General features: G+C 71.0%; 16 protein-coding genes. 6 read left to right on the plus strand and 10 right to left on the minus strand.

The window, feature by feature from the left end:
* Positions 1–144 precede the first annotated feature (144 nt).
* From OHS59_RS07270 to OHS59_RS07290, 5 genes are all read right to left on the minus strand, one after another.
* Positions 145–1,491, minus strand: coding sequence for a wax ester/triacylglycerol synthase family O-acyltransferase (locus OHS59_RS07270; protein ID WP_328492565.1), 1,347 nt, complete (start codon positions 1,489–1,491; stop codon positions 145–147).
* A 221-nt stretch (positions 1,492–1,712) separates the two neighbouring features.
* The gene (locus tag OHS59_RS07275) at positions 1,713–4,181 is read right to left on the minus strand and encodes a GH92 family glycosyl hydrolase (protein ID WP_328492566.1); all 2,469 of its coding nucleotides are present in this window, start codon (positions 4,179–4,181) and stop codon (positions 1,713–1,715) included.
* Between the two features lie 147 nt (positions 4,182–4,328).
* A complete protein-coding gene (glgC, locus tag OHS59_RS07280) occupies positions 4,329–5,549 on the minus strand; it encodes a glucose-1-phosphate adenylyltransferase (RefSeq protein ID WP_328492567.1) in 1,221 nt (406 codons plus the stop codon).
* A gap of 51 nt (positions 5,550–5,600) precedes the next feature.
* The gene (gene glgA, locus OHS59_RS07285) at positions 5,601–6,752 is read right to left on the minus strand and encodes a glycogen synthase (protein WP_328492568.1); all 1,152 of its coding nucleotides are present in this window, start codon (positions 6,750–6,752) and stop codon (positions 5,601–5,603) included.
* Between the two features lie 86 nt (positions 6,753–6,838).
* A complete protein-coding gene (locus OHS59_RS07290; protein WP_328492569.1) occupies positions 6,839–7,657 on the minus strand; it encodes a (2Fe-2S)-binding protein in 819 nt (272 codons plus the stop codon).
* Positions 7,658–7,897: 240 nt separating this feature from the next.
* On the opposite strand from OHS59_RS07290, the gene OHS59_RS07295 reads away from it, so the two are divergent.
* Positions 7,898–9,379 (plus strand): DMT family transporter, encoded by a 1,482-nt coding sequence (locus OHS59_RS07295; protein WP_328492570.1) that lies wholly within the window; start codon positions 7,898–7,900, stop codon positions 9,377–9,379.
* Here the strand turns inward: OHS59_RS07295 and OHS59_RS07300 are convergent.
* A complete protein-coding gene (locus OHS59_RS07300; RefSeq protein WP_328492571.1) occupies positions 9,369–10,544 on the minus strand; it encodes a transglycosylase family protein in 1,176 nt (391 codons plus the stop codon). The two genes, OHS59_RS07295 and OHS59_RS07300, sit on opposite strands and share 11 nt — an antisense overlap.
* A gap of 317 nt (positions 10,545–10,861) precedes the next feature.
* On the opposite strand from OHS59_RS07300, the gene gndA reads away from it, so the two are divergent.
* Positions 10,862–12,301 (plus strand): NADP-dependent phosphogluconate dehydrogenase, encoded by a 1,440-nt coding sequence (gene gndA, locus OHS59_RS07305; RefSeq protein WP_328492572.1) that lies wholly within the window; start codon positions 10,862–10,864, stop codon positions 12,299–12,301.
* A 564-nt stretch (positions 12,302–12,865) separates the two neighbouring features.
* Here the strand turns inward: gndA and OHS59_RS07310 are convergent.
* A complete protein-coding gene (locus tag OHS59_RS07310) occupies positions 12,866–13,210 on the minus strand; it encodes a GNAT family N-acetyltransferase (protein WP_328492573.1) in 345 nt (114 codons plus the stop codon).
* 50 nt (positions 13,211–13,260) lie between these two features.
* Positions 13,261–13,680: an aspartate 1-decarboxylase gene (panD, locus tag OHS59_RS07315; RefSeq protein ID WP_328492574.1), complete on the minus strand. Its 420-nt coding sequence runs from the start codon at positions 13,678–13,680 to the stop codon at positions 13,261–13,263.
* Positions 13,681–14,039: 359 nt separating this feature from the next.
* Between panD and OHS59_RS07320 the strand changes: the two genes are divergently transcribed.
* From OHS59_RS07320 to OHS59_RS07330, 3 genes are all read left to right on the plus strand, one after another.
* Positions 14,040–16,583 carry a GmrSD restriction endonuclease domain-containing protein gene (locus OHS59_RS07320; protein ID WP_328492575.1) on the plus strand — a complete coding sequence of 848 codons (2,544 nt, stop codon included), beginning with the start codon at positions 14,040–14,042 and terminating at the stop codon, positions 16,581–16,583.
* 66 nt (positions 16,584–16,649) lie between these two features.
* A complete protein-coding gene (locus tag OHS59_RS07325; protein WP_328492576.1) occupies positions 16,650–17,900 on the plus strand; it encodes a hypothetical protein in 1,251 nt (416 codons plus the stop codon).
* 124 nt (positions 17,901–18,024) lie between these two features.
* Positions 18,025–19,113, plus strand: coding sequence for a DNA polymerase III subunit beta family protein (locus OHS59_RS07330; protein WP_328492577.1), 1,089 nt, complete (start codon positions 18,025–18,027; stop codon positions 19,111–19,113).
* 88 nt (positions 19,114–19,201) lie between these two features.
* Here OHS59_RS07330 and bdeA read toward each other — a convergent pair whose 3' ends face one another.
* Positions 19,202–20,149, minus strand: a complete 948-nt coding sequence (gene bdeA, locus OHS59_RS07335; protein ID WP_443061391.1) for a bis(hydroxyethyl) terephthalate hydrolase — start codon at positions 20,147–20,149, stop codon at positions 19,202–19,204.
* Between the two features lie 511 nt (positions 20,150–20,660).
* On the opposite strand from bdeA, the gene OHS59_RS07340 reads away from it, so the two are divergent.
* Positions 20,661–21,365 carry a phosphatase PAP2 family protein gene (locus tag OHS59_RS07340; RefSeq protein WP_328492578.1) on the plus strand — a complete coding sequence of 235 codons (705 nt, stop codon included), beginning with the start codon at positions 20,661–20,663 and terminating at the stop codon, positions 21,363–21,365.
* Positions 21,366–21,372: 7 nt separating this feature from the next.
* Here the strand turns inward: OHS59_RS07340 and OHS59_RS07345 are convergent, their stop codons facing one another.
* Complete coding sequence (locus tag OHS59_RS07345; RefSeq protein ID WP_328492579.1) at positions 21,373–22,734, minus strand: glutamate-1-semialdehyde 2,1-aminomutase; 1,362 nt, start codon at positions 22,732–22,734, stop codon at positions 21,373–21,375.
* Positions 22,735–22,740: the final 6 nt, after the last annotated feature.

Raw genomic sequence — 22,740 nt, forward strand, 5'->3', positions numbered from 1 at the left:
TCGGGTCTCCGCGCGGCGCTCGAACCGCGCTCGCTCACGAAGGCGGAATTTTACGGAGCACAGGGCAAAGGCACCAAACCCGCGATGATCACCGGTCTCCCGCAGGCCCGTGGAGCGCGGTGCACCGGGCCCGCGGGATGTGTCTCAGGACACGCAGGCGGCGTTCAGCTCCGCCACCTCCACGGTCAGCGACTTGGCGAGCAGGTCGAGGTCCGGGACGGCCTCCGCGTCGGCGACGAGCCCGTAGTGGACGCGCCCGCGGAACGTCGACACCGCGACCGCGAGGGCCTGGCCGCGGGCCAGCGGGGCGAGCGGGTACACCTCGGTCAGCGGGCAGCCGCCGAGTTTCATGCCGAGGCTGGGCAGGGGCACGCTGGTGACCAGGATGTCGAAGAGCAGCCGGGCCGCCTGGCCGACGACGGGCATGCCGAGCCGGTGGCCGATCGCCGGGACGTGGTCGGCGAGCAGGGCGACGGCTCCCGCTCCCCGGTTGGGCCCCGCGTCCTTGTTGTGGTTCATGGCCGTGCGCACGGCGGCGAGCCGTGCGAGCGGGTCCGGGTCGTCGACGGGAAGCCGTATCAAGTACCCGGAGAGCCGGTTGCCCTGCGGGTGCGCGGTGCGCGGGCGCCGCCGGGAGACGGGGATCAGGGCCCGGGGCGACACTCCTTCGCTGCCGTCGCCGCGCTCGTCGAGCCAGCGGCGCAGGGCGCCCGCGACGACGGCGATGAGGACGTCGTTTACGGTGCCGCCCACGCTCTTTCGGATCGTGTGGATCTCGTCCAGCTCCACGGCCACGCCCGCGACCCGGCGGGTGCCGGTCGGTTTTGAGACCAGGGCGGCACAGGACCGTACGCCCCAGGTGGCGCGGGCGACGGAGGCGCCGATGTCGAGGGCCCGGCCCACGTCGGAGAGGGCGCCGCGGACGAGTCCCGGCAGCTTCGTCACGTCGGGGACGAGGCCGGAGAAGAAGCCGCGTTCGGGCTCCGCGGGGCGCGGGCGCGGCGCGGGCATGTCCATGGGGTCGAGGACGGCCGCCGCGAGGGTGAGGGCCCGCAGTCCGTCGGCCAGCGCGTGGTGGAACTTGAACAGCACGGCGAAGGAGGTTCCGTCCACGCCGGGCACGACGTGGGCCTCCCACGGAGGTCTGCCCCGCTCCAGGGGCCGCTGCATGATCGCGCCGGCGGCGGCGAGGAAGTCCGCGACGGGGGCGTGCAGGCGGACGTGGTCGAGCGGCTCGAAGTCGGCGACGGCCTCGCGGGCGGCGCCACCGAAGTCGAACGGCTGCCAGATGTCGCGGATCCGCATGCGCAGACCGGGTACGCCGGCCGCGCGGGCCGCGAGCAGATCGGCCGCGTGCCGGCCCGCGGCGGGCGAGTTGGCGGCGAAGACGCCCAGTGCCCCGAGGTGCATGGGGTGCTCGGGGGATTCGATGCTCCAGAACGCCAGGTCGAGTGGTGCGAGAAGGTCGGAGTCCGAGGTCCCTACGTTCAATGGCTTGACTCTCGCGTCGACGACGGGTGAGCCAGCAGTCAATCCCGGCTGGATGATTACGGTCAAGTACGATCAAGCTACGCTCAGTTAACAGCAGATTAAGTCCCGCTCCCACCGCTCCCGGTGAAAGGAGCGGGACCCATGTGACCCGTGAGGCGTCCCGGAGTGGCCGACATCACCTTCGGCGGACGGTGTCGCGGGCCGTGTCACCCCGGGCCCCGTCACCCCAGCTTCGGCGGCGCAGCGTCCACGGCCGTACCCCAGCCGGAGGGATTCCCGCCCACCGTGAAGGCGAGCTCCCGGATGCCTCGCAGCGCCCCGGTCGTCAGGTACGTACGGTCATGGGCGACTCCGTCGGCACGCACCGACCGGATGTAACGGCCGGTGTCCGACGGACGGGCGGTGTCCGACGGAGGGCCGGTGGCCGAGGTACGGCCGGTGCCCGGAGCCGTCACGGTCAGCGCGCCGCGCGGGTAGTAGCCGCGGTCGAGCACCAGGTCAATCCGCTCGAAGACCGGTGTCGACAGACCCCAGGTGTCGAACCCGGGCTGGACCGGGAAGAGCCCGATCGACGACAGGACGTGCCAGGCGGACATGGTCCCCAGGTCGTCGTTGCCGGTCATGCCCGTGGGCGTGTCGGTGAAGAGCGTCAGCGCTGCATGCACCACATCGGTGGTCTTCCACGGCTGACCGGTCGAGAGATAGGTGTACGGGGCGATCAGGTCGGGTTCGTTCTGCGGGTTGTAGTGGGCGGCGTTGTAGTAGGCGTACGGCCCGTTGACCCACACCTCGCGGGCGGTCCGCTCCGGGTCCTTCATGAGCCGCTCGTAGGCGAAGAAGGTGTCGAGCCGGTCGTTCACCGCGCGCCTGCCGCCGAGGAGGCCGATCAGTCCGGGCAGGTCCTGCGGGACGAGCCACTGGTACTGCCAGGACGTACCCTCGTGGAATCCCGAGCTCCTGGCCGGGTCGGCGTCGCCCGTGAAGGCTCCCGAGGCGTCCCGCGCCCGGAAGAACCCGGTCGAGGGGTCGAGGATCCGGCGGTAGTTCTGGGCGCGGGCCGCGTAGCGCACGGCGTCCGCCTCGTGTCCGAGGTCCCGCGCCATCTCGGCGAGCATCGCGTCGGACAGGGCGTACTCCAGTGTCGCCGACGCTCCGTGGTGGAAGTCCGAGTGTCCGTCCTTGGCGTGCGGACGCTCCTTGACCGTGGGCACGAACCCGCCCGCGACGTACTCCTTGTTGGCGTCCCGTCCCACCGCGGGAGAGTCGGCGGGCGGCACGTCGTCGGCGTTCCTCCGGAGCGCCCGGTAGGCCCGCCCCTCGTGCCCCTTCAGCAGTCCCTGCTGGTAGGCGTTGGTGAGGAACGGGGTGACGGGGTCGCCGGTCATGATGTTCGTCTCGACCGTCCCGTAGCCCCACTTGGGCAGCCAGCCGCCTTCCTCCCCGACGGTGAGCACGGACAGCGCCATGTCACGCGACTCGCGCGGCGCGAGCAGGGCGAGGAGCTGCGCCTGCGTGCGGTACGTGTCCCACAGGGACCAGTTCTGGTAGTAGGTGAAGCCCTTCGCGCGGTGGACCTTCAGGTCCCAGCCCCGGTAGCGGCCGTCGGCGTCGTCGCCGAGGTTGGGGGCGAGGAAGGACCGGTAGAGCGACGAGTAGAAGGTGCGGCGCAGGGTGTCGCTCCCGCCCCGCACCCGTACGCCGTCGAGCCGCGCCTCCCAGGTCCGCCGGGCTTCGTCCCGGACGCCGTCGAAGGAACGGCCGCCCTCGGAGCGGAGGTTGACGGCGGCGCCGCGCGCGTCGACGTACGACAGGGCGGTGGTCGCCTCGACCGTACGGTCCTCGGTGGTGTCGAAGCGGACGTAGGCACCGCCCCTCCCGGTGCCGCTCGACCGCGTGGAGCCTTCGGTGACCGAGTCGCCCCGCCAGGTGCCGGACGTCGTGAACGGCCGGTCGAAACGGGTAAGCGTGTAGACCGTGTAGGGGCGGGTGGCGGCCTGGCAGAAACCGCTGCCGGTGATCGCGGTGCGCACGGTGCGGTCGTCCAGGATCTCCACGGTCGTGGAGACGGTTCGGTGCAGCGCCTGGCCCGCGTTCAGCAGGACGTTCGCCTTGTCGGTGGCCGGGAAGGTGTAGCGCTGCACGCCGGTGCGGCCGGTCGCGGTCAGCTCGGCGTCGATGTGGTTCCCGCTCACCTCACCGCCGGTGCCGCTCGTCAGGCCGACCTTGTAGTAGCCGGGGCTCGCCCGCTCGGTGGCGTGGTCGAAGCGGGCGGCGTACTTCGTGTGGTCGGTCAGGGTGACCTCGCCGGTTGTCGGCAGGACCGGCAGGTCGCCGCCCAGGCGGCAGCCGACTCCGGAGAGGTGCACGAGCGAGAAGCCGCGGATACGGGTGTCGGAGTGGTCGTAGCCGGTGTTGTGTCCGGTGTCCGGAGAGAGCTGCACCATGCCGAAGGGCACGGCGGCGCCCGGGAAGGTGTTGCCCTCGCTCTCCGTGCCGATGAACGGGTTGACCAGATCGGTGAGCCGATCGGTGTGCGGCTTCCCACCGGACCCGGCTGCCGGGACGGCGGGGGCCGCGAGCGCGCCGCCCAGCCCGAGCAGCGCGGCGACGACCACCGCCGCCGTCCTGGAAAACGGGCCCGGGCCCAGGCCCCGGCGTTTGCGCGGGCACGGGCGTCCGGTCCGTCTCATGCGGATGTCCTCCATCGTGTCGGGCGGGTCACCTGGCGGTCTCGTACGTCATGAGACCGCTCGGTTCGCCCGGCACACCGGACCTCCGTGGGCGGGCCGCGCCGCTGCCACCCCGGCAGCCCAACGCGCGCCCCTCCCCCCTGGCTCTCAGGGCACCTGCTGGCCCTTCCCGAGGGCTATCACGCCGCCTCCGGAGACCGTGTAGAGCTCTTTGTCCCGGTCCGGATTGACGCCTATGGTCGCGCCCGGGGGTACCTGCACGTTCTTGTCGAGGACCGCGCCTCGCACGACCGCGCCGCGCCCGATGTGCACGTTGTCGTGGAGGATCGACCCCTGGACGACGGCTCCCGGGTCGACGACGACGCCCGGGGAGAGCACCGAGCGCGTGACCTGGCCCCGGATGAGGCAGCCCGCGCTGATGATCGACTCGCTCGCGATGCCGCCCGCGTTGAACCGGGCCGGCGACAGCTGGCCGGAGCTGGTGTAGATGGGCCAGCTGCGGTTGAAGAGGTTGAAGGCGGGCCGCTCGGCGATCAGGTCCATGTGGGCGTCGTAGTACGCGTCGAGGGTGCCCACGTCGCGCCAGTAGCCCTGGTCGCGGGTGGTCTCGCCGGGCACGTGGTTGTCGCTGAAGTCGTAGAGCCGGGCCTCGCCGCGGTCGGTGAGCTGCGGGAGTATCGAGCCGCCCATGTCGTGCACGGAGTTCGCCTCCTCGGCGTCCCGCTGCAGCGCCTCTATCAGGGCCTTGGTGGTGAAGATGTAGTTGCCCATGGACGCGAAGACGCAGTCGGGGTCGTCGTGCAGGCCGGGCGGGTCCGCGGGCTTCTCCAGGAAACGCTCCACCGTCTGCCCGTCCGTGCCCGGCGTGATCACGCCGAAGGACGACGACTCGGCCCGCGGCACGCGGATACCGGCCACGGTCACGCCCGCTCCGCTGTCGATGTGCTGCGTGAGCATCTGGCGCGGGTCCATGCGGTAGACGTGGTCGGCGCCGAACACCGCGACGTACTCGGGCTGTTCGTCGTACACCAGGTTCAGCGACTGCAGGATCGCGTCCGCGCTGCCCAGGTACCAGCGCGGGCCGAGGCGCTGCTGCGCCGGGACGGGCGTCACGTAGTTGCCCAGCAGGCTGGACATCCGCCAGGTCGTGGTGACGTGCCGGTCGAGCGAGTGCGACTTGTACTGCGTCAGGACACAGATGCGCAGAATGTCGGCATTGACGAGGTTGGACAGTACGAAGTCGACGAGGCGGTACGTGCCTCCGAACGTGACCGCTGGTTTGGCGCGGTCCGCGGTGAGGGGCATCAGGCGTTTGCCTTCCCCGCCCGCCAGCACGATCCCGAGCACCGAAGGTCCACCACGACGCATGGCCGCTCCCCTAACCCTGGTTGATCCATGCCTGCCCTGGAGCAGGCCGGACTACGCCTGTTTGAGGATCTCCTCGTAGAGCCGGACCGTGCGCCCGGCGACGGCGTCCCAGCCGAACTCCCCCACCGCCCGCACCCGTCCGGCCTCGCCCATCCGCCGGGCGGCCTCCGCATCCGAGAGGACCGAGTCCAGCGCCTGCGCGAGTCCCGTCTCGAAGTCCTCGTCCACGGACACCAGTACCCCGCTTACGCCGTCCTCAACGACCTCGGGAATTCCGCCTACTCGGGACGCGACCACCGGGGTTCCGCAGGCCATCGCCTCCAGGTTGACGATGCCGAGCGGCTCGTAGACCGAGGGGCAGACGAACACGGCCGCGTGGGTGAGGAGTTGGATCACTTCGGGGCGGGGCAGCATCTGCGGGATCCAGTGCACTCCCTCGCGGACCCGGCTCAATTCCTCGAAGAGGACCCGGAACTCCTGGTCGATCTCGGGGGTGTCCGGCGCGCCGGCGCAGAGCACGACCTGTGCGGCCGGGTCGATGTCGCGCACCGCGCGCAGCAGCTGGGGCACGCCCTTCTGCCGGGTGATGCGGCCCACGAACAGCACGTACGGCCGTGAGGTGTCGAGGCCGAGCCGCTCCAGGACGTCCGTGCCGTGGTCCGGCCGGTAAAGAGTGGTGTCGATGCCGTTGTGCACGACGTGCACCTTGGCCGGGTCCAGGGACGGATAGCAGCCGAGGATGTCCTCGCGCATGGCCCCGGAGACGGCGATCACTCCGTCGGCGGACTCGATCGCGGTGCGCTCGGCCCAGCTGGAGAGGGCGTAGCCGCCGCCCAGCTGCTCGGCCTTCCAGGGGCGCAGCGGCTCCAGGGAGTGCGCGGTCATCACGTGCGGGATGCCGTGCTGCAGTTTCGCGAAGTGGCCCGCGAGATTGGCGTACCAGGTGTGCGAGTGGACGAGGTCGCGGTCGCCCAGCGCGGCGGCCATGGAGAGGTCCACGGAGAAGGTGCGCAGCGCGTCGTTGGCGCCGTCGAGCGCGGGCCAGGGCCGGTGCCGCACCACCCCGCCGCCGGCGCCCTCGCCCCAGCAGTGCACGTCCAGGTCCGTGAGGGGCCGCAGCTCCCGGGCGAGGAACTCGACATGGACTCCCGCTCCGCCGTACACGTCCGGCGGATATTCGCGGGTCAGCAGTCCCACTCGCACCCGGAACCTCCTGTCTCTGTGGTTGGTTCCCACATGGTCACCCAGATGCGGCAGTTGGGGAAGAGCGCGACGCCAAGACCACGGGGTCAGGACCGCGGCGCGCGCGTGAAGCAGCAGTCGCCGCACACGCCGCCGCCGGGGACCCGGTAGTAGAGGCAGCAGCTGCGGCGCCGGAAGTCCGTTCCGTCCAGGGTTCCGGTGTCCCGGAGGTCGGGGTGGTCGAGGAGTTCGGCGGCGAGCGCGCGGGCGCGCCCGCCCAGGTCGGCGCGGCCGTGGGCGGCGGCCCAGCCGTCGAGCAGGCGCGCGGCGCTCGCGAGCGCCGAGGCCGCGTTGCCCCACAGCAGCCCCGCCGCCACCGGGTGCCTGGCCCGCAGGGCCGCCGAGAGGGGTTCCAGGTGGCCGTGCTGCACGAGCCGCCGGATCGTCGCCGCGTCGCCGGGCAGCGCGCGCACCCGCGACAGCCACAGGTCGTCGGGGGCGCTGCCGTCGGCGTCCCAGCGCAGAAGGCGCGGGTCGAGATCCGGCACCTGCCCGTAGAGCACGGCCGCGCCGAGGGCGACGGACCACAGCCGTGCGGCCAGCCCCTGCTGCGCCACGGAGGCCCCGACGCGCTCCTCGGGCGCGGCCAGCAGCCGTACGACCTTGTCGACACGGAAAGTCAGCGGATCGAACTCGATGTCATCGGGGTCGATGTCATCGGGGTCGATATGACCGGGATCGACGTGATCGGGGTCGATGTGATCGGACTCGGCTTCATCGGGCTCGGCCGTGACACCCGGTGTCGCGTAGGTCTCGGCGAGCGTCGGCAGCGGTGGCCGGCCCGTGCGCAGGGGCGGCCGTCCTGTGCGCAGGGCGAAGAAACCTTCGAGGGAGGCGAGCCGATCGAGACCCGGATCGAGATTCACGAACACCAAGTACACCAAGGGGGCATAACGGCGCCATCGGGAGGGTTGTACTTCGTGTCACCCGACCTGGGGAGGACTAGGTCCAAGTTGTACTCCATCGGCAGTAGGACCCAATGACTGCTCAGGTACGACGACACGGGACCTTTCACAAGGGATCGTCATAACCATGGAAGCCGACCGTTCGCCGCACCGGACTCTCCACCCGCCGGAGCGCGTCCGCCACACGCAGAGGAGAGACACATGAGCGCACTAGTGCTTTCTGTGGTGCTCTCCCTCGTCTCCGCCGTCGCCTACGCCGGCGGGGCCATCGTGCAGGAACGCGTCGCGGCGACCACGCCCGACCGTACGTACGCCCCCATGCGCCAGCTCGCCTGGTGGGCCGCGGTGGGTCTCAACGCCCTCGGCGGGCTGCTGCACGTCGTGGCGCTGGCCTACGGGCCGCTCAGCCTGGTCCAGCCGCTGGGCGCGCTGACCATCGTGTTCGCGCTGCCCATGGCCGCCGTCTTCGTCCGCCGCAGGGCCGGGGCGACCGCCTGGCGGGGCGCGATCATGGCGACGGTCGGTCTGGCCGGAATCCTGGCACTGGTCGGCACCGCCGACTCGCAGTCCCTGAGCAGCGCCCAGCGCGTCGTGGTGGCCCTGGTCACCGGCGGTGCGGTGGTGGCCCTGATGACGGCGGCCCGCGCGGCGCACCGGCACCCGGCCGTGCGCAGTGTGCTGCTGGCGATCGCGGCGGGTGTCGCCTTCGGTATGTCGTCGGTGTTCACGAAGACCGTCGCGGTGGACTGGACGGGTGGCGTCGCGCTCGCCGACCTGCCGAGCCTCGCCGTGATCGGCGTTCTGGCGACCGCCGGAATGCTGCTGTCGCAGGCCTCCTACCGGGGCGCCGGCCTCGCGGCCCCGCTGGCCACGCTGACCGTCGTGAACCCGATCGTGGCCGCGGCGGTGGGTATCACGATGTTCGGCGAGACGTTCCGCTACGGCGAGACGGGCACGATGCTCGCCCTCGGCTGCGGAGTCGTCGCGGCGGGCGGTCTGATCCTGCTCACGACGGAGCGGATCAGCGGCTCGGAGCGCACGCGGCCGGTTCCGTCGGCTGCCGGGGCGGCGCCCATGGCCGCGGACGCGGCCTCCATCGACGCGTCCCTGGAGGCGGAGCCGAGCCTCTTCGGGCAGGCCGCCTCGCTCCCCGGACAGCCCGCGGTCGTCGCTTCCACCGCCGACGCCTCCACCCCCGCCTCCGTCTCCCCCGAGCGACGGATTCCCTCGGGGGTGCGGGACAAGGCGTACACGCCGGCCGGCGTCCGAGAAGAAACGTTCACGGCGACCGCGGCGCGGGGCGAGACGCTCGCGCCGACGGCCACGCGCCCGCCGCACGGCGTACGTGAGAAAGCGCGCGCGTCCGCCGGAGTACCCGGAGGCCGTGAGCAGGCGCGCACGTCGGCCGGCGCGACCGGGGGCCGTGAGCAGCCGCGCACGTCGGCCGGGGTGCCCGCAGGCCGGGAGGAGTCGTTCGCGTCGGCCGGGATGCTTGCCGACGGGCGGGAGGGGGCTCTTGTGTCGCCGCCCGGATCGAACGGGCCCCCGCCGCCCGGCGACGTGCCGGACGGCTCGGGTTCGGGGTCGGACGGGATGACGTGGCCCGAAGGCGCGTACTACGGCATTCCGTGCCTGCCCCTGCTGCCCGCCCCGATGGTGCTGCGCTCCTGCGTCAGATCCTGACGCCGCCGGCGCGCAGGTAGGCGACGGGATCGACGTCGCTGCCGAAACCGGGCCCCGTCCGCACCTCGAAGTGCAGATGCGGGCCCGTGCTGTTGCCCGTGGAACCGGACCGGCCGATGCGCTGGCCGACCCCCACGCTCTGCCCCGCCTTCACGGAGATCGCGGACAGGTGGGCGTACTGGGTGTAGCGGCCGTCGTTGTGCCGGATGACCACCTGGTAGCCGAAGGATCCGCCCCATCCGGCGGTCACCACGCTGCCCGCGCCGACCGACTTGACGGACGTGCCGGTCGGCACCGGGAAGTCGACGCCCGTGTGGTAGCCCTTCGACCAGGAGGAACCCGCGGCGTGGTACGGCGTTCCGGTGCCGGCGCTCACCGGGGAGGTGAGGGTGTGCGTGGCCGAGTGGGTCTTCTTCTCCGTCTTCTTCTCGGCCTTGTCCTCCCTCTTCTCCTTCTCGACCTTCTTGTCCTTCGTGTCCGCCTTGCCGGAGGACGACGTGGCCGTGCCGCTCCTGCCCGGCGCCTTCGTGGACAGACTCAGCCGCTGGCCGGGCACGATCAGATCCGGGTCGGCGCCGACGGTCTGTCGGTTGGCCTCGTACAACCGCTGCCAGCCGCCCCGTACCTCACGGGCGCCCGCGATGCCGGAGAGCGTGTCGCCGTGCACGACCGTGTACATCTCGGCGGTGCCGGCCCGGGACTGGGGCGTGGTCTGCGGCTGTACGTCGACCTTGCGTTCGGTGGTCTGCGTGGAGGTGCCCGAGGGGCTGATGTCGGGGCTGTCGCCGCCGCGGGTGAGCCCGGCCCGCTGCGAGCAGGTGGGCCAGGCGCCCGGCCCCTGGCTCTTCAGGACCTTCTCGGCGACGGCTATCTGCTGGTCCTTGCTCGCAAGGTCGGCGCGGGCCGCGTAGGACCTGCCGCCGTAGGCCTCCCAGGTGGACTGGCTGAACTGGAGCCCGCCGTAGTAGCCGTTGCCCGTGTTGATGCTCCAGTTGTTGGTGGACTCACAGGCGGCGACCTTGTTCCAGGTGTCCACGTCGGCCGCGTTCGCGACGCCGGTACCGATCAGCGGTATCGCCATTCCGGCGCCGCCGACCGTGACCGTGAGTGACGCTCGATTGATCCTGTTGGGCTGATACCGGCGGTGCCGGCCGCGTACGGCCATGAAGGTGCCCCCTAAACAAGCGTCAGGAGCGGCAAAAGTAAACGCTGCTAACAGGCCATGACAAGAGGGCAATCAGCCGCCCTATCCCGCCAAGTGACCAGGAATGCACCTTCGTTGCCGTCGGTTGGTGTGTATGCCGGTGGCAGGTGTGAAGGTGAATGTCGCCCGAGCACTGAGGCAGGGACGCGTCTTCTGCGTACACATCATCGGCAAGGCAGGATGTGCGGCCGGAGAACCGGCACGTCAGGATGGTCTGTGGGGCAATACTGGCGGGCAGGACCGGCACCACTGATTCAGGATCTTAGGAGCCAAACCGTATGAGCAACTCAGCGCAGATCGGCGTCACGGGACTCGCGGTGATGGGGCGCAATCTCGCCCGTAACTTCGCGCGGAACGGATACGCCGTCGCCCTGCACAACCGGACGGCGGCGCGCACGCACGCGCTGGTGGAGGAGTTCGGCAGTGAGGGCGACTTCATCGCGACGGAGACGGCCAAGGAGTTCGTGGCCGCGCTTGAGCGGCCCCGCCGACTGGTGATCATGGTGAAGGCCGGTGAGCCGACCGACGCGGTGATCCAGGAGTTCGCCCCGCTCCTGGAGCCCGGCGACATGATCATCGACGGGGGCAACGCGCACTTCGCGGACACCCGGCGCCGGGAGCGCGAGCTGCGCGAGCAGGGCATCCACTTCGTCGGCGCGGGCATCTCCGGCGGCGAGGAGGGCGCGCTCAACGGCCCGAGCATCATGCCCGGCGGTCCGGTCGAGTCGTACGAGTCGCTCGGCCCGATGCTGGAGAAGATCTCCGCGAAGGCCGAGGACGGCGCGCCGTGTGTGACGCACGTCGGCCCCGACGGCGCCGGGCACTTCGTGAAGATGGTGCACAACGGCATCGAGTACGCCGACATGCAGCTGATCGGCGAGGCCTACCAGCTGCTGCGTGACGTGGCCGGTTACTCACCCGCGCAGATCGCCGACATCTTCCGCAGCTGGAACACCGGCCGGCTCGACTCGTACCTGATCGAGATCACCGCCGAGGTCCTGTCGCACGTGGACGCGGCGACGGGCAAGCCCTTCGTGGACGTGGTCCAGGACCAGGCCGAGCAGAAGGGCACGGGCCGCTGGACCGTGCAGATCGCGCTGGACCTGGGCGTGCCGGTGTCGGGCATCGCCGAGGCGGTCTTCGCCCGGTCGCTGTCGGGCCACAGCGCGCTGCGCGAGGCCTCGCGCGGGCTCGCCGGGCCTTCGGCGACGGCGCTGAGCGAGTCCGAGGCGGCGGCCTTCGCCGACCAGGTGGAGCAGGCGCTGTACGCGTCGAAGATCGTGTCCTACACGCAGGGCTTCCACGAGGTCGCGGCGGGCAGCGCGGAGTACGACTGGAACATCGACCTGGGCGCGGTCGCCTCGATCTGGCGCGGGGGCTGCATCATCCGGGCGGCGTTCCTGGACCGGATCCGGGAGGCCTACGACGCGCAGGCGGAGCTGCCGAGCCTGCTCTCCGACGACACGTTCGCGCAGGAGATCGCGGCGGCGCAGGACGACTGGCGCGCGGTGCTCGTCTCCGCCGTGCAGCAGGGGGTGCCGACGCCCGGGTTCGCGGCGGCGCTGGCGTACTACGACGCGCTGCGTGCGGAGCGGTTGCCCGCGGCGCTCACTCAGGGGCAGCGGGACTTCTTCGGTGCGCACACGTACCGGCGGACCGACCGTGAGGGGTCGTTCCACACGCTGTGGGGCGGGGACCGCTCCGAGGTCTCCGGCTGACGTCGGGGCGCGTCGCGGGGAGCGAGTGCGGGTCCGGGTGCGGGTGCGTGGGGGCCGGCCGCGCCCCGCGTCGGAGCCGGACGATGTCACGGCCCCGCGCCCGTGAGAAAGGCCGGCGGCGAGGCTGAACGCCTCGCCGCCGGCCTTTCTCACGGCTGTCCTAGCCGAGTGGGCCCGGCTGTGGCTCCGGGGGTGGGGTCGGCTCCGGGCCGGGAGCCGGGCGCGGAGGCGGGCCGGGGACCGGACGGGGCTTCGGGGTCGGTACCGGGTCCGGGTCCGGGAAGGGCTGCGGTCGATCCGGGCCCGGTGCCGGCACGGGGTCCGGATGCACGGGATCGGGGAACGGTTGCGTCATCATGTCCTCCAGCCAGAGGGAACGTCGGCTCTGGACTTCTCCCACGCCTACCCGTGCTCCGCGCACCCACTCACTCCCGCGCGGGGCGAATGGGGCCCATGTGGCCCCGTCAGGGGCGCGGGCCTGTGACATCGCGCGGCTCCCGCCGCGGGGCGCGACCGGCCACCACCGGCCCGCACCACGGGAACCGCCCCCGGCGAGCGGGTCGCTCAGAACCGGCCGGGGTGCGCCTCAAGCCACGCCTTCGCCGCGTCCAGCAAGGCGGGGTCCGCGACCGGCGCCTCCGCGGGGTGCCGCTCGGCCCACTTCACGACGTACGGGCACAGCGGCGCGACCGGCACGCCCTCGCGGGCGGAGATCGCGTACAGCTCACGGGCGAGGGAGCCCGCGATGCCCTTGCCCTCATGGGCGGGCTCCACGACGGTGTGGACCGGGACGAGGGCGCGGCCGGGGCTTTCGAGGACGAAGTACTGGATGCGACCCGCCACTTCGTCACCGGAGTACGCCTCCAGGAGGCCGCGCGCCCGGTCGTCACGGATCGTGATCTCACTCATGAACTCTCCTCGTGGGACATATGGGGCTTACAGGCCTCGTGGGGTGCAGGTCAGGCGGAGGCGGACTGCGGGCTGCGCTCCTGGTCCGAGCCCGGCACCGGCTCGGACGGGTCCGTACCGAGTGTCACGATCCGGTTGTCGCCGTCCACGTGGACGACCCTCGGCTCCAGCGCACGGGCCTCGGCGTCGGAGACCTGCGCGTAACTGATGAGGATCACCAGATCCCCGGGGTGCACGAGGTGGGCCGCCGCGCCGTTGATGCCGATGACACCCGACCCGCGCTCCCCCTCGATGACGTACGTCTCCAGGCGGGCGCCGTTCGTGATGTCGACGATGTGGACCAGCTCACCGGGCAGCAGGTCGGCGGCGTCCAGAAGGTCGGCATCGATGGTCACGGAGCCGACGTAGTGCAGGTCGGCCTGGGTGACGGTGGCTCGGTGGATCTTGGACTTGAACATGGTACGGAACACGAAAAGACTCCCGTTCTAGCGGCTCCCTGCCTGCTCATCGCAGGTCAAGGGCGGTCCTCGGAGCGTACAACGCTTCGCGCGTCCGGGCAGCTGTCCCCAGGTGTTTCAGGACTCACAGCGACCGGGTCCGGCGGTGTCCCCCGTTTTCCGCAGGTGCGCGGCGCCCGCAGGCCGTACGCACTGCTGATCGCCGGACAACGGCGTCTGAAAAGGCATAGATTCGGCGGACGCCGATCCCGCGGCCGGGGGCCCGTGGACGAGGACCTGACACCCGTGGCCCGAGACGCACGCACCTGACACGTGGACGGACCGGTCCTGTGCATCCGGACCGACAGAAGCCGCTAGGGAAAAGGACGCACATGCGCGCCCAGGAGATCACCTTCCTCAAGCTCGTCCAAGGGGACAAGCAGTTCCAAGTGCCGCTCTACCAGCGCACGTACAGCTGGGGCGGGGAACAGCTGCGACAGCTCTGGGAGGACATCGGTGAACTCGTCGACCAGCACCTGGCGGGCGATCCGACGGCGCCGCACTTCCTCGGCTCGGTGGTGCTCGCACCGGGCCAGATCCAGGCCGGCGGAGTGCAGAGATGGCTGGTGGTGGACGGACAACAGCGCCTGACCACGCTGATGCTGGCCTTCATCGCGCTGCGCGACCACCTGAAGGAGACAGGCGACGCGCGAGGCGCGGACCGGGTTCATCGCCAGACCTTGGTCAACGAGTTCCACGAGGGTCCGGACCACTACCGGCTGCTGCCCACGCAGGCCGACCGGGAGGCGTACATCTCCTGTGTCCGGTCCCGGGCCGAGGCGGGCGGGAGCGACAACGTAGGGGCTGCCTACCGCTTCTTCCTCGGCGCGCTGGCCGAGGGCCACGAGTCGGGCGACGAGCGGTGGGCCGCCACGGTCGAGACCGTGCTCAAGGACCTGCTCTCCATCGTGGAGATCACCGCGGAGCCGGGTGACAACGTGTACCGGATCTTCGAGTCGATCAACAACACGGGTGTCGGTCTCAGCCAGAGCGACCTGTTGCGCAACCACGTGTTCATGTTGCTGCCCAAGCGCGGCGAGCGGATCTACGAGGAACTGTGGCTGCCCATGCAGCAGAGCCTCGGCCCGAAGAACCTCGAACTGCTCGTCTGGCTCGACCTGGTCGTGCGCGGCCACTACAAGACCAAGCAGAGCGAGATCTACCGCGAGCAGCAGAAACGGCTCCAGCCGCTGGCAGGCGACGAGGCCGCGCTGCAACGCGAGATCGAGCAACTCGCCGAGCGCGCCCGACGATTCCGGCGGATCATCGACCCGGCACGCGAGCGGTCGTCCGCTCTCCGCGCGGCCCTGGAACGTCTGGCGGCCTGGGGCGGTCAGACGCACTACCCGCTCACACTGCATCTGCTGGACCTGCTCGACGCCGGCAGGACGACACCGGAGGACGCCGCCCAGGCGCTGGGCTACGTCGAGTCCTACCTCGTACGGCGCCTGATCTGTCAGACGCCGACCACCAATCTCAACCGCATCTTCATGGAGGCGCCGAAGGAACTGGAGACGGACCGGCCGGCCGCCGAGGCGGTGCGACGGTTCCTGTCCGGCCGGCGCCGGCGCTGGCCGAGCGACGAGGACCTGCGCGGGGCGGTCCGTGCCAAACCCTTCTACTGGTCCGGCCGCCCACCCCAGCGCAGCTACGTCCTGCGCCGTCTGGAGGAGAGCTACCGTTCCTCCGAGCCCGTGGACTTCGCCAAGGCGTCCCTCACCGTGGAGCACGTCCTGCCGCAGCGTCCCGCTCCCGCGTGGTTCGACCTGCTCGCCCAGGAGACGGAGTCGAACCAGACGCCGCAGGAACTGCACGACCTGCTGGTGCACACCCTCGGCAACCTCACGCTGACCGGTGACAACGCCAAGCTCTCCAATCACCCCTTCGAGCGCAAGCAGCAGATCCTCGACGCCAGTGCCCTTCGGATGAATCTGGAGATCGCCTCGGCGGAGCGCTGGGGCAAGGCCGAGATCCTGGAGCGTGCCGACCGGCTGGCAGACCGTGCCGTCGAGCTGTGGCCCGGCCCGATCGGCGGGGTCAAGACGGCCGGTGAGGAGTCTCCCGGCTGGGCCGAACTGCGTGCCGCGCTGGTGGCCATGCCGACCGGCACCTGGACGACGTACGGAGATGTCGCCGAGTTGATCGGCAGCCACCCGGTGCCCGTCGGGATGTATTTGGCCGCCAATCCGACGGTCATCGGCGCCTATCGCGTGCTCACCGTGGAGGGCCGGATCTCCCCGTCCTTCCGCTGGGCGGAGGGCGTCGACCGGCCACCACCGCAGGAGATGCTGCAGAGCGAGGGCGTGCGCTTCGACTCCCTGCAACGGGCTCAGCCCTCCCAGCGTCTGTCAGCGGCCGAACTGGCCACCTTGCTGGGCAGGGACATGTCGCAGCCCACCGCCCACGACCCGCTCCCCGAGGGGGAGGACGAGGCGAAGGCCGAGCGGTTCCGTGGGCAGCTGCGGGAGAACTGGCCGGACGCGTACGCCGGGGTCGTGGCGGCCCTCGACTTCTGGCGCCGCCGGGGAGGCCATGTGACCTACGGCCGGTACGAGGAGACGAGTTGCTTCCCGACACTCGATCTGGGGGCCGACCGTCGGCCGCGCCTGATGTGGCCCGTCGGGATCTACCCCGTCAGCGGGACGGTCGAGGTGGTCTTCCAGTATCTGAAGACCCGCAGTCCCTTCGACGACACGGAGCGGCGCCGGGAGCTCCTGAACCGCCTGAACAAGATCGACGGCATCGAACTCCCCGAGGCGAAGCTGGCGTTGCGTCCGTCCTTCTCTCTGAGCGTCTTCGCCCGGCACGGCGACGAGATCCGCGAGGTCCTGGACTGGTTCGTAGGGGTGGGGCTGGATCGCGCACAGCGGGATTGAAGCCCTGCCGGGCATCGCGGCCCAGCCGCCGACAACTGTGACGAGCCACTTCAGGAGCGGACGACGATGGACAACGAGATACAGCTCATCAGTGACGGTGACGGACTGGCGGTGATCGGGAACGCGGCCGATGTCGAACACTTCCTCACCTCGGAGGGACTCGCGTCGAAGGACCTCGGACCACGGCTCAGGTCCGTCCTCGGTACCGGCGCCGCGGCCGTGCAGGCCGGTTCGGACATCGCCGCCGAATCCGGTCGATGGGTGAAGCTGACACGGGAGTCGGCACAGCGCGTCAAGAAGTACGGGCTGAGGGAGAACGCGAAGACGGGCCTGAGCACAGGTGTGGTGAAGGGGCAGAAGGGCCAGATCAGGAATTTCGTCGAGTTCGTGAAGCGGCCCAGGTCGTTCCTGACCAACCCGGCTGTTCTCGCCAATGCCGCGAAGCTCATGTCGCAGGTTGCCATGCAGCAGACCATGGACGAGATCACCGACTACCTCGCCACGATCGACGCGAAGGTCGACGACGTGCTGCGCGCCCAGAAGGACGGTGTGCTGGCCCGCATGATCGGAGTGGGCTACGTCCTCGAAGAGTCCATGACCGTCCGGGAGAAGCGGGGCAGGGTCGACGAGGTCACGTGGTCCAAGGTGCAGACCGCGCCGACGACGATCGCGGAGACCCAGGCGTACGCGTTGCGGCAACTCGACGCCCTCGCGGAGGAGATGGAGCGCAAGAGCAGAATAGGGGATCTCGCCACGACAGCCAGGAAGGCCGAGTCCGCGGTTCAGGAGTGGCTCGCTGTTCTGGCTCGCTGCTTCCAACTGCAGGACGCGATCGCCGTACTCGAACTCGACCGGGTACTGGACACGTCTCCGGAAGAGCTGGACGGGCATCGGCTCGGGTTGAAGGCCGCCCGGGAGAACCGGCTGGAGCACATCTCGCGGAGCACCGAGCGTCTGGTGGCCAGGATGAACGCGGTGGCCGGCACGGCCAACACGAAGGTGCTGCTGCATCCGACCAGGTCCCCGGCTGTGGTCCGGTCGAGCAACCAGGTCGCGGCCGGCGTGCATGACTTCCACGAGCGGCTCGGGATCGAGTCCGGTCGCCGGTCGTCGGAGGCGAGGCGGTGGGTGGACGCGGCCGCGGAGGCGAGGGACAAGGCACTGGAGACGGGAGCGAGGGGCGTCGGTGCCGCGAGAAGCCTCGGCAACGAGACCCTCGACCGGGCCGGCTCGGTCAGGGACAAGCTCTCCAGCGGGATCGCCGAGCGAGCGCGTCGGCTGCGCACGGACGAGAAGGGAGCCGATGAGGAAGGCTGAGTGACCGCCGACCGTAAGTCCCGCTCGCAGCCGACTTGTTCTTCGTCGCCATTCGGAGAGGACCATGGCCGAGGTTGACCCTCGACCATGTCGAGGGACCAGGGTCCCGGGTGTGGAGAACGAGATGCGCAGTATCGGGGAGATGGCCCGGGAGGGTGGGCTGGGCGTGAGTGCGTTGCGGTTCTACGACCGTGCCGGTGTGTTGGTCCCGGCCTGGGTGGACCCCGTCAGTGGGTATCGCTGGTACGAGCCGGGGCAGTTGGAGGAGGCCCGTTTGCTGGCGCGGCTGCGGCGGGCGGGCATGCCTTTGGCGGACATCCGGCTCGTCCTGGCGGGCTGGGCCGGCGCCGACACGGGCCTGGTGCGAGGTCTCCTTGAGGCTCACCTGCGCCGCCTCGAACTGGGGTTGTCCGATGCCCGCGGTGAGTTCTCCACGCTCCGAGCTCTACTCGACCGCAGGGAGAAACCCATGACTTCGCTCCGCACCGCCACCGCTGCCACCCGGGTGTCCGTCGCCGCGCCCGACTTTGCCACGGCGCTGGACGCGGTCCGTTTCGCGGCCGGCACCGACCCGGAGCTGCCGATGCTCGGCGGCGTCCTGTTCGACATCGAAGGAGAAGAACTTCGCGTGGTGGCCACCGATCGCTATCGGATGGCTGTCGCGCGAGCCCGTGTCACCGGGCACGGCGGGCCTCGGGCCCAGGTGCTCGTGCCTCTTCCGCTCGTCGACGCGATGCGGGCGCTGTCGACCGGCGACGAACCCGTCCGGCTCACGGTGGACGGTGACCGCGTCACGCTTGAGGCCGGGGACCGGCAGACGGCCGGCCGGAGCCTCGACCATGAGTTCCCCGACTACCGTCGCCTCATGCACCTCCCGGCCGGTCGCCGGGCCCACATCGATTCGGCGGCCTTCCGCGCGGCGCTGGAGAACGGCCCTGTCCGTACGAGCGAGACCACTGAGCCGGGCAGCGAGCCCCACGATCTCAGTGTGCTCCGGGTGACGGACGGCGGCACCGTGGTCGTGTGCGACGAAGGTGACGACGATCCGGACAACGTCGGCGTCAACCGCGAGTTCCTGCTGCACGCGCTCACCGCCGGGGCCCGGGACGAGCTGGTCGTGGAGCTGGGGGCGCCCACCGCGCCGCTCGCGGTCCGTCGGCCCGATGACGAGGGCGCATTCTCGCTCCTGATGCCGGTCCGACTGGAGAACTAGCCCTCGGATCGGGCGAGTACGGATCGGGCGCGCGGCACGGGCTGTCCGCCGGCCCGCTGGGCGGGTCGGCGGACAGGTCGTGGTCGGCTCAGCCGGTGTGCGGGCAGTTGCCGCGGTACTCCTCGATGGTGGTGCTCGCCGCGGGCAGCGGGCACAGGAACTGTTCGTAGCGGGTGTCGTTGTCGATGAACCGCTTCAGCCAGGAAATGCTGTACTTCGCGACCGTGGTGTTCGACGAGGTCGGGGCGGAGTGTGAGGCGTTGTTCAGCTCCAGGTAGGCGCGGTCGAGGGCGGACGGCAGGCTGGTGTAGAAGGGTTCGGCGTGCGAGGAGACCGGGGCGACCGTGTCACCGTCCGCTCCGACGATCAGGGTGGGCGTCTGGACCTCCGGCCAGGTCTTGTCCGTGTTCCAGGGGGTGAGCGGGATCGCGGCCTGCAATGACGGCCGGTCCTTGGACGCTTCGAGCGAACCACCGCCGCCCATGGAGTGCCCCATGACACCGAGCCGGGTGCTGTCGATCCGGGTGCGGACGGTACTGGTCCGCGTCAAGTAGTCCAGCGCCGCCAGCAGTTGGTCACCGCGGGCGGCCGGCTGGTCGAGGGTGCTGAGGGTGTCGATGGTGATCACGACGAAGCCCTGGGAGGCCAGTCGGGGGCCCAGCCACGAGACCGACGACTGGGAGGCGGTGAATCCTGGCGAGATGGCCACCGCTCCGAACGTGCCGTCGCTGGTGCTGGTCGGGTAGTAGACGGTGCCGCCGCCGAAGCCGGTCGCACCGGCCCGCGACACGGTCGTCTGCGAGACGGCGTACGAGCCTCGCGCGGCCTCGATGCTGGCGATGGTCGGCGCCGGGCCGCGCTCGTAGGGGTTGTCCGCGGCGTCCGCGACACCGGTCAAGGACGTGGTCAGACCGGCGAGTACGGCGGCCGTGGTCAGCAGCGAGACGAGTCGGCCGCGCGGTCGGCGCAGGCGCGGCGAACTCTCCGGGGAGGGAGCGGGTGTGGGTCTGGAGGTGGGTGTGGGGGATGCTTGCACGATCGGTCCTTTCACCAGGTTCCGTGGGTGACACGGGAGCGGTGACTCCGGTGGTGCGTGCCCTGCTCATGGCTGGTCGGGCGTGCGCGGGGCTGGTCGAGCCCCGGCCCGCCCGTCCGTCCGTCCGTGCCCGACGTGAGTCGGAGGATGTGGTGTCACGTCACGGAAGCAACGAGGTTGTCTCGGCTGTCGCATTGGTGGTGCACGGTCCTGCGTGCGCGTTGGACCGGGTGGGACGACATGCGACCGGGCCGCGGGAGCCCGTGCCGCTTGAAGCAGCCACACCATAGGACCGCTCAGCCTCTACGGCATCGGTGACATCACCGGTGTCTTCGACGGATCCGCCGGAACTCGGCCGGTACATCACGGCAGCGGCCCAGGCTGCGTGCCCGTGCCCGTGTCTGTGTCCGGGGGCGGGGGCACGGGCAGATCCGCTGCCTGTCCCTGTCGCGGGGATCAGCAGGTCAACTCGGCGGTTTGCCGCGACCGCCTGTTGGCTAGGGTGGCAAGGGTGGCCTCAGAGACCGATACCCGCCCGGCGCCCGATGTGCTGCCCCCGTCGCTGCGCGTCCCGCTCGGGGTGATCGCGGCCCTCGCCGCCCTCGTCGTGGTCGCGCTCGGGGTGCTGTACGCCGGTCACAGCCAACCCGGCACGGTGGACCGGTGGTTCGTCGAGCCGACGGCGGACAGCGTGCGGCCTCCGTGGCGGCCCGTCGCCCTGGCCGTGGACTTCCTCGGGGAGCCCACGGGCGCGGCGGCGCTGGTCCTGGCCGCCGTGACGGTCTGCCTGCTGCTCCGACGGCCTCGCGCGGCCGTGCTTCTCGTCGCCGGGGTCGGCATCACCGTCGTGACGGCCACGCTGCTCAAGTCCCTGGTGGGGCGCACCATCCACGGCCCCGACAACCTGTCCTACCCGAGCGGGCACACCGCCTTCCTCACCGCGCTCGCCCTCATGGCGGCGATGTTCGCGGCCGACCGGCTCGGCCTCGGCAGGGCGGCCGGCACGTTGCTCGTGCTCGCCGCGGCGCTGGTCGCCGGCGCCGCCATGGGCTGGGCGCAGGTCGCTCTGGGCGCGCACTACCCGACCGACGTCCTCGGCGGCTGGTGCACCGCGCTGGTGGTGGTCCCGGCGACCGCGTGGCTGGTCGACGGGGCCGCTGACCGGCGTCGGCCGTCCGGCCGGACGGCCGACGCCGGTCAGTCCCGAGACCGCTGACCTCGCGTCACGCCGTGCGGCGGAACACCGGCTTCACCGGGCGCCCACCCAGCCACGGCGTGGGGTCACCGGCGTCCAGCGCCTTCCGGTACACCGCGCATGCCTGGGCCACCACGTCGACGGTGTGCTCGATGTCGGCGTCGTCGAGCGCGCTGCTCACCACGAACGACGGGGCGAGCACCCCGCCCGCGAGGAGCCGGGACAGGAACAGCGTGCGGTACGCCTGCGACGGCTGACCCTTCTCGTCGAGGGTGGCGAAGACCAGGTTGCTGGCCCGGCCCCGGACGACGACGTGGTCGCCGACGCCCATGCCGGCCGCGGCCTCGCGGACACCGGCGGCCAGCCGCTCGCCGAGTGCGTGCAGCCGCGCGGTGATGCCCTCCTCGGCGTAGGTGGTGAGCACGGCCATCGCGGCGGCCAGGGAGTGCGTCTCCGCACCGTGCGTGGTGGACAGCAGGAACACCCGCTCGCCGGAGTGGCGCAGCCCGCCCCGCTCCATCAGGTCGCGGCGCCCGGCCAGCGCGGAGACGGCGAACCCGTTGCCGAGCGCCTTGCCGAACGTGGAGAGGTCAGGGGTGACTCCGTACAGGCCCTGGGCGCCCGCCTCGGACCAGCGCAGGCCGGTGATCATCTCGTCGAAGATCAGTACACAGCCGTGCCGGTCGGCCAGTTCGCGCAGGCCGGCGAGGTATCCGGGCGGGGGCTCGGTGTGGCCGGCGGGTTCGAGGATCAGGCAGGCGACCTCGTCCTCGTACCGGGTCAGCAGCGCCTCCGTGGCGGCCAGGTCGCCGTAGGGGAACGACACCGTGAGCTCGGTGGTCGCCGCCGGAATGCCGGCGGACATCGGCGTCGTACCGATGAACCAGTCGTCGACGGAGAAGAACGGATGGTCGCCGCAGATGGCCACCCGCGGTCGGCCGGTGACGGCTCGGGCGAGGCGTACCGCGGCGGTGGTGGCGTCGGAGCCGTTCTTCGCGAACTTCACCATCTCGGCGGTCGGCACGGTGGCCAGGAAACGTTCCGCGGCCTCGACCTCCACGACGGAGGGCCGGACGAAGTTGCTGCCGCGGTCGAGTTCGCGCCGTACCGCCTCGATCACGCGGGGGTGGGCGTGGCCGAGGCTGACCGACCGCAGACCGGAGCCGTACTCGATGTAGCGGTTGCCGTCGAGGTCCCACACATGGGCACCGCGGCCGTGGCTGATGACCGGGGCCAGGTTCTCGGGGTACTGGTCGTCGCCCTTGGCGTAGGTGTGCGTGCCGCCGGGGATCAGGGCGTGCAGCCGCTCGTTGGCCAGCCGGGACCGGGGCAGGGTGAATTCCTCAATGGATTCGGTGGCTTCGGTGGCTTCGGTGGCTTCGGGGTCCACGGTGGC

This window comes from Streptomyces sp. NBC_00414, assembly GCF_036038375.1.
Classification (GTDB): Bacteria; Actinomycetota; Actinomycetes; order Streptomycetales; family Streptomycetaceae; genus Streptomyces.

Bases quoted from the DNA above. Each gene is read 5' to 3' on its own strand.
- OHS59_RS07300 (WP_328492571.1), bottom strand. From the start codon at position 10,544: ATGGCCGTACGCGGCCGGCACCGCCGGTATCAGCCCAACAGGATCAAT.
- OHS59_RS07325 (WP_328492576.1), top strand. From the start codon at position 16,650: ATGGACAACGAGATACAGCTCATCAGTGACGGTGACGGACTGGCGGTG.
- OHS59_RS07330 (WP_328492577.1), top strand. From the start codon at position 18,025: ATGCGCAGTATCGGGGAGATGGCCCGGGAGGGTGGGCTGGGCGTGAGT.
- OHS59_RS07310 (WP_328492573.1), bottom strand. From the start codon at position 13,210: ATGAGTGAGATCACGATCCGTGACGACCGGGCGCGCGGCCTCCTGGAG.
- OHS59_RS07295 (WP_328492570.1), top strand. From the start codon at position 7,898: ATGAGCGCACTAGTGCTTTCTGTGGTGCTCTCCCTCGTCTCCGCCGTC.
- OHS59_RS07320 (WP_328492575.1), top strand. From the start codon at position 14,040: ATGCGCGCCCAGGAGATCACCTTCCTCAAGCTCGTCCAAGGGGACAAG.
- gndA (WP_328492572.1), top strand. From the start codon at position 10,862: ATGAGCAACTCAGCGCAGATCGGCGTCACGGGACTCGCGGTGATGGGG.
- OHS59_RS07275 (WP_328492566.1), bottom strand. From the start codon at position 4,181: ATGAGACGGACCGGACGCCCGTGCCCGCGCAAACGCCGGGGCCTGGGC.
- glgC (WP_328492567.1), bottom strand. From the start codon at position 5,549: ATGCGTCGTGGTGGACCTTCGGTGCTCGGGATCGTGCTGGCGGGCGGG.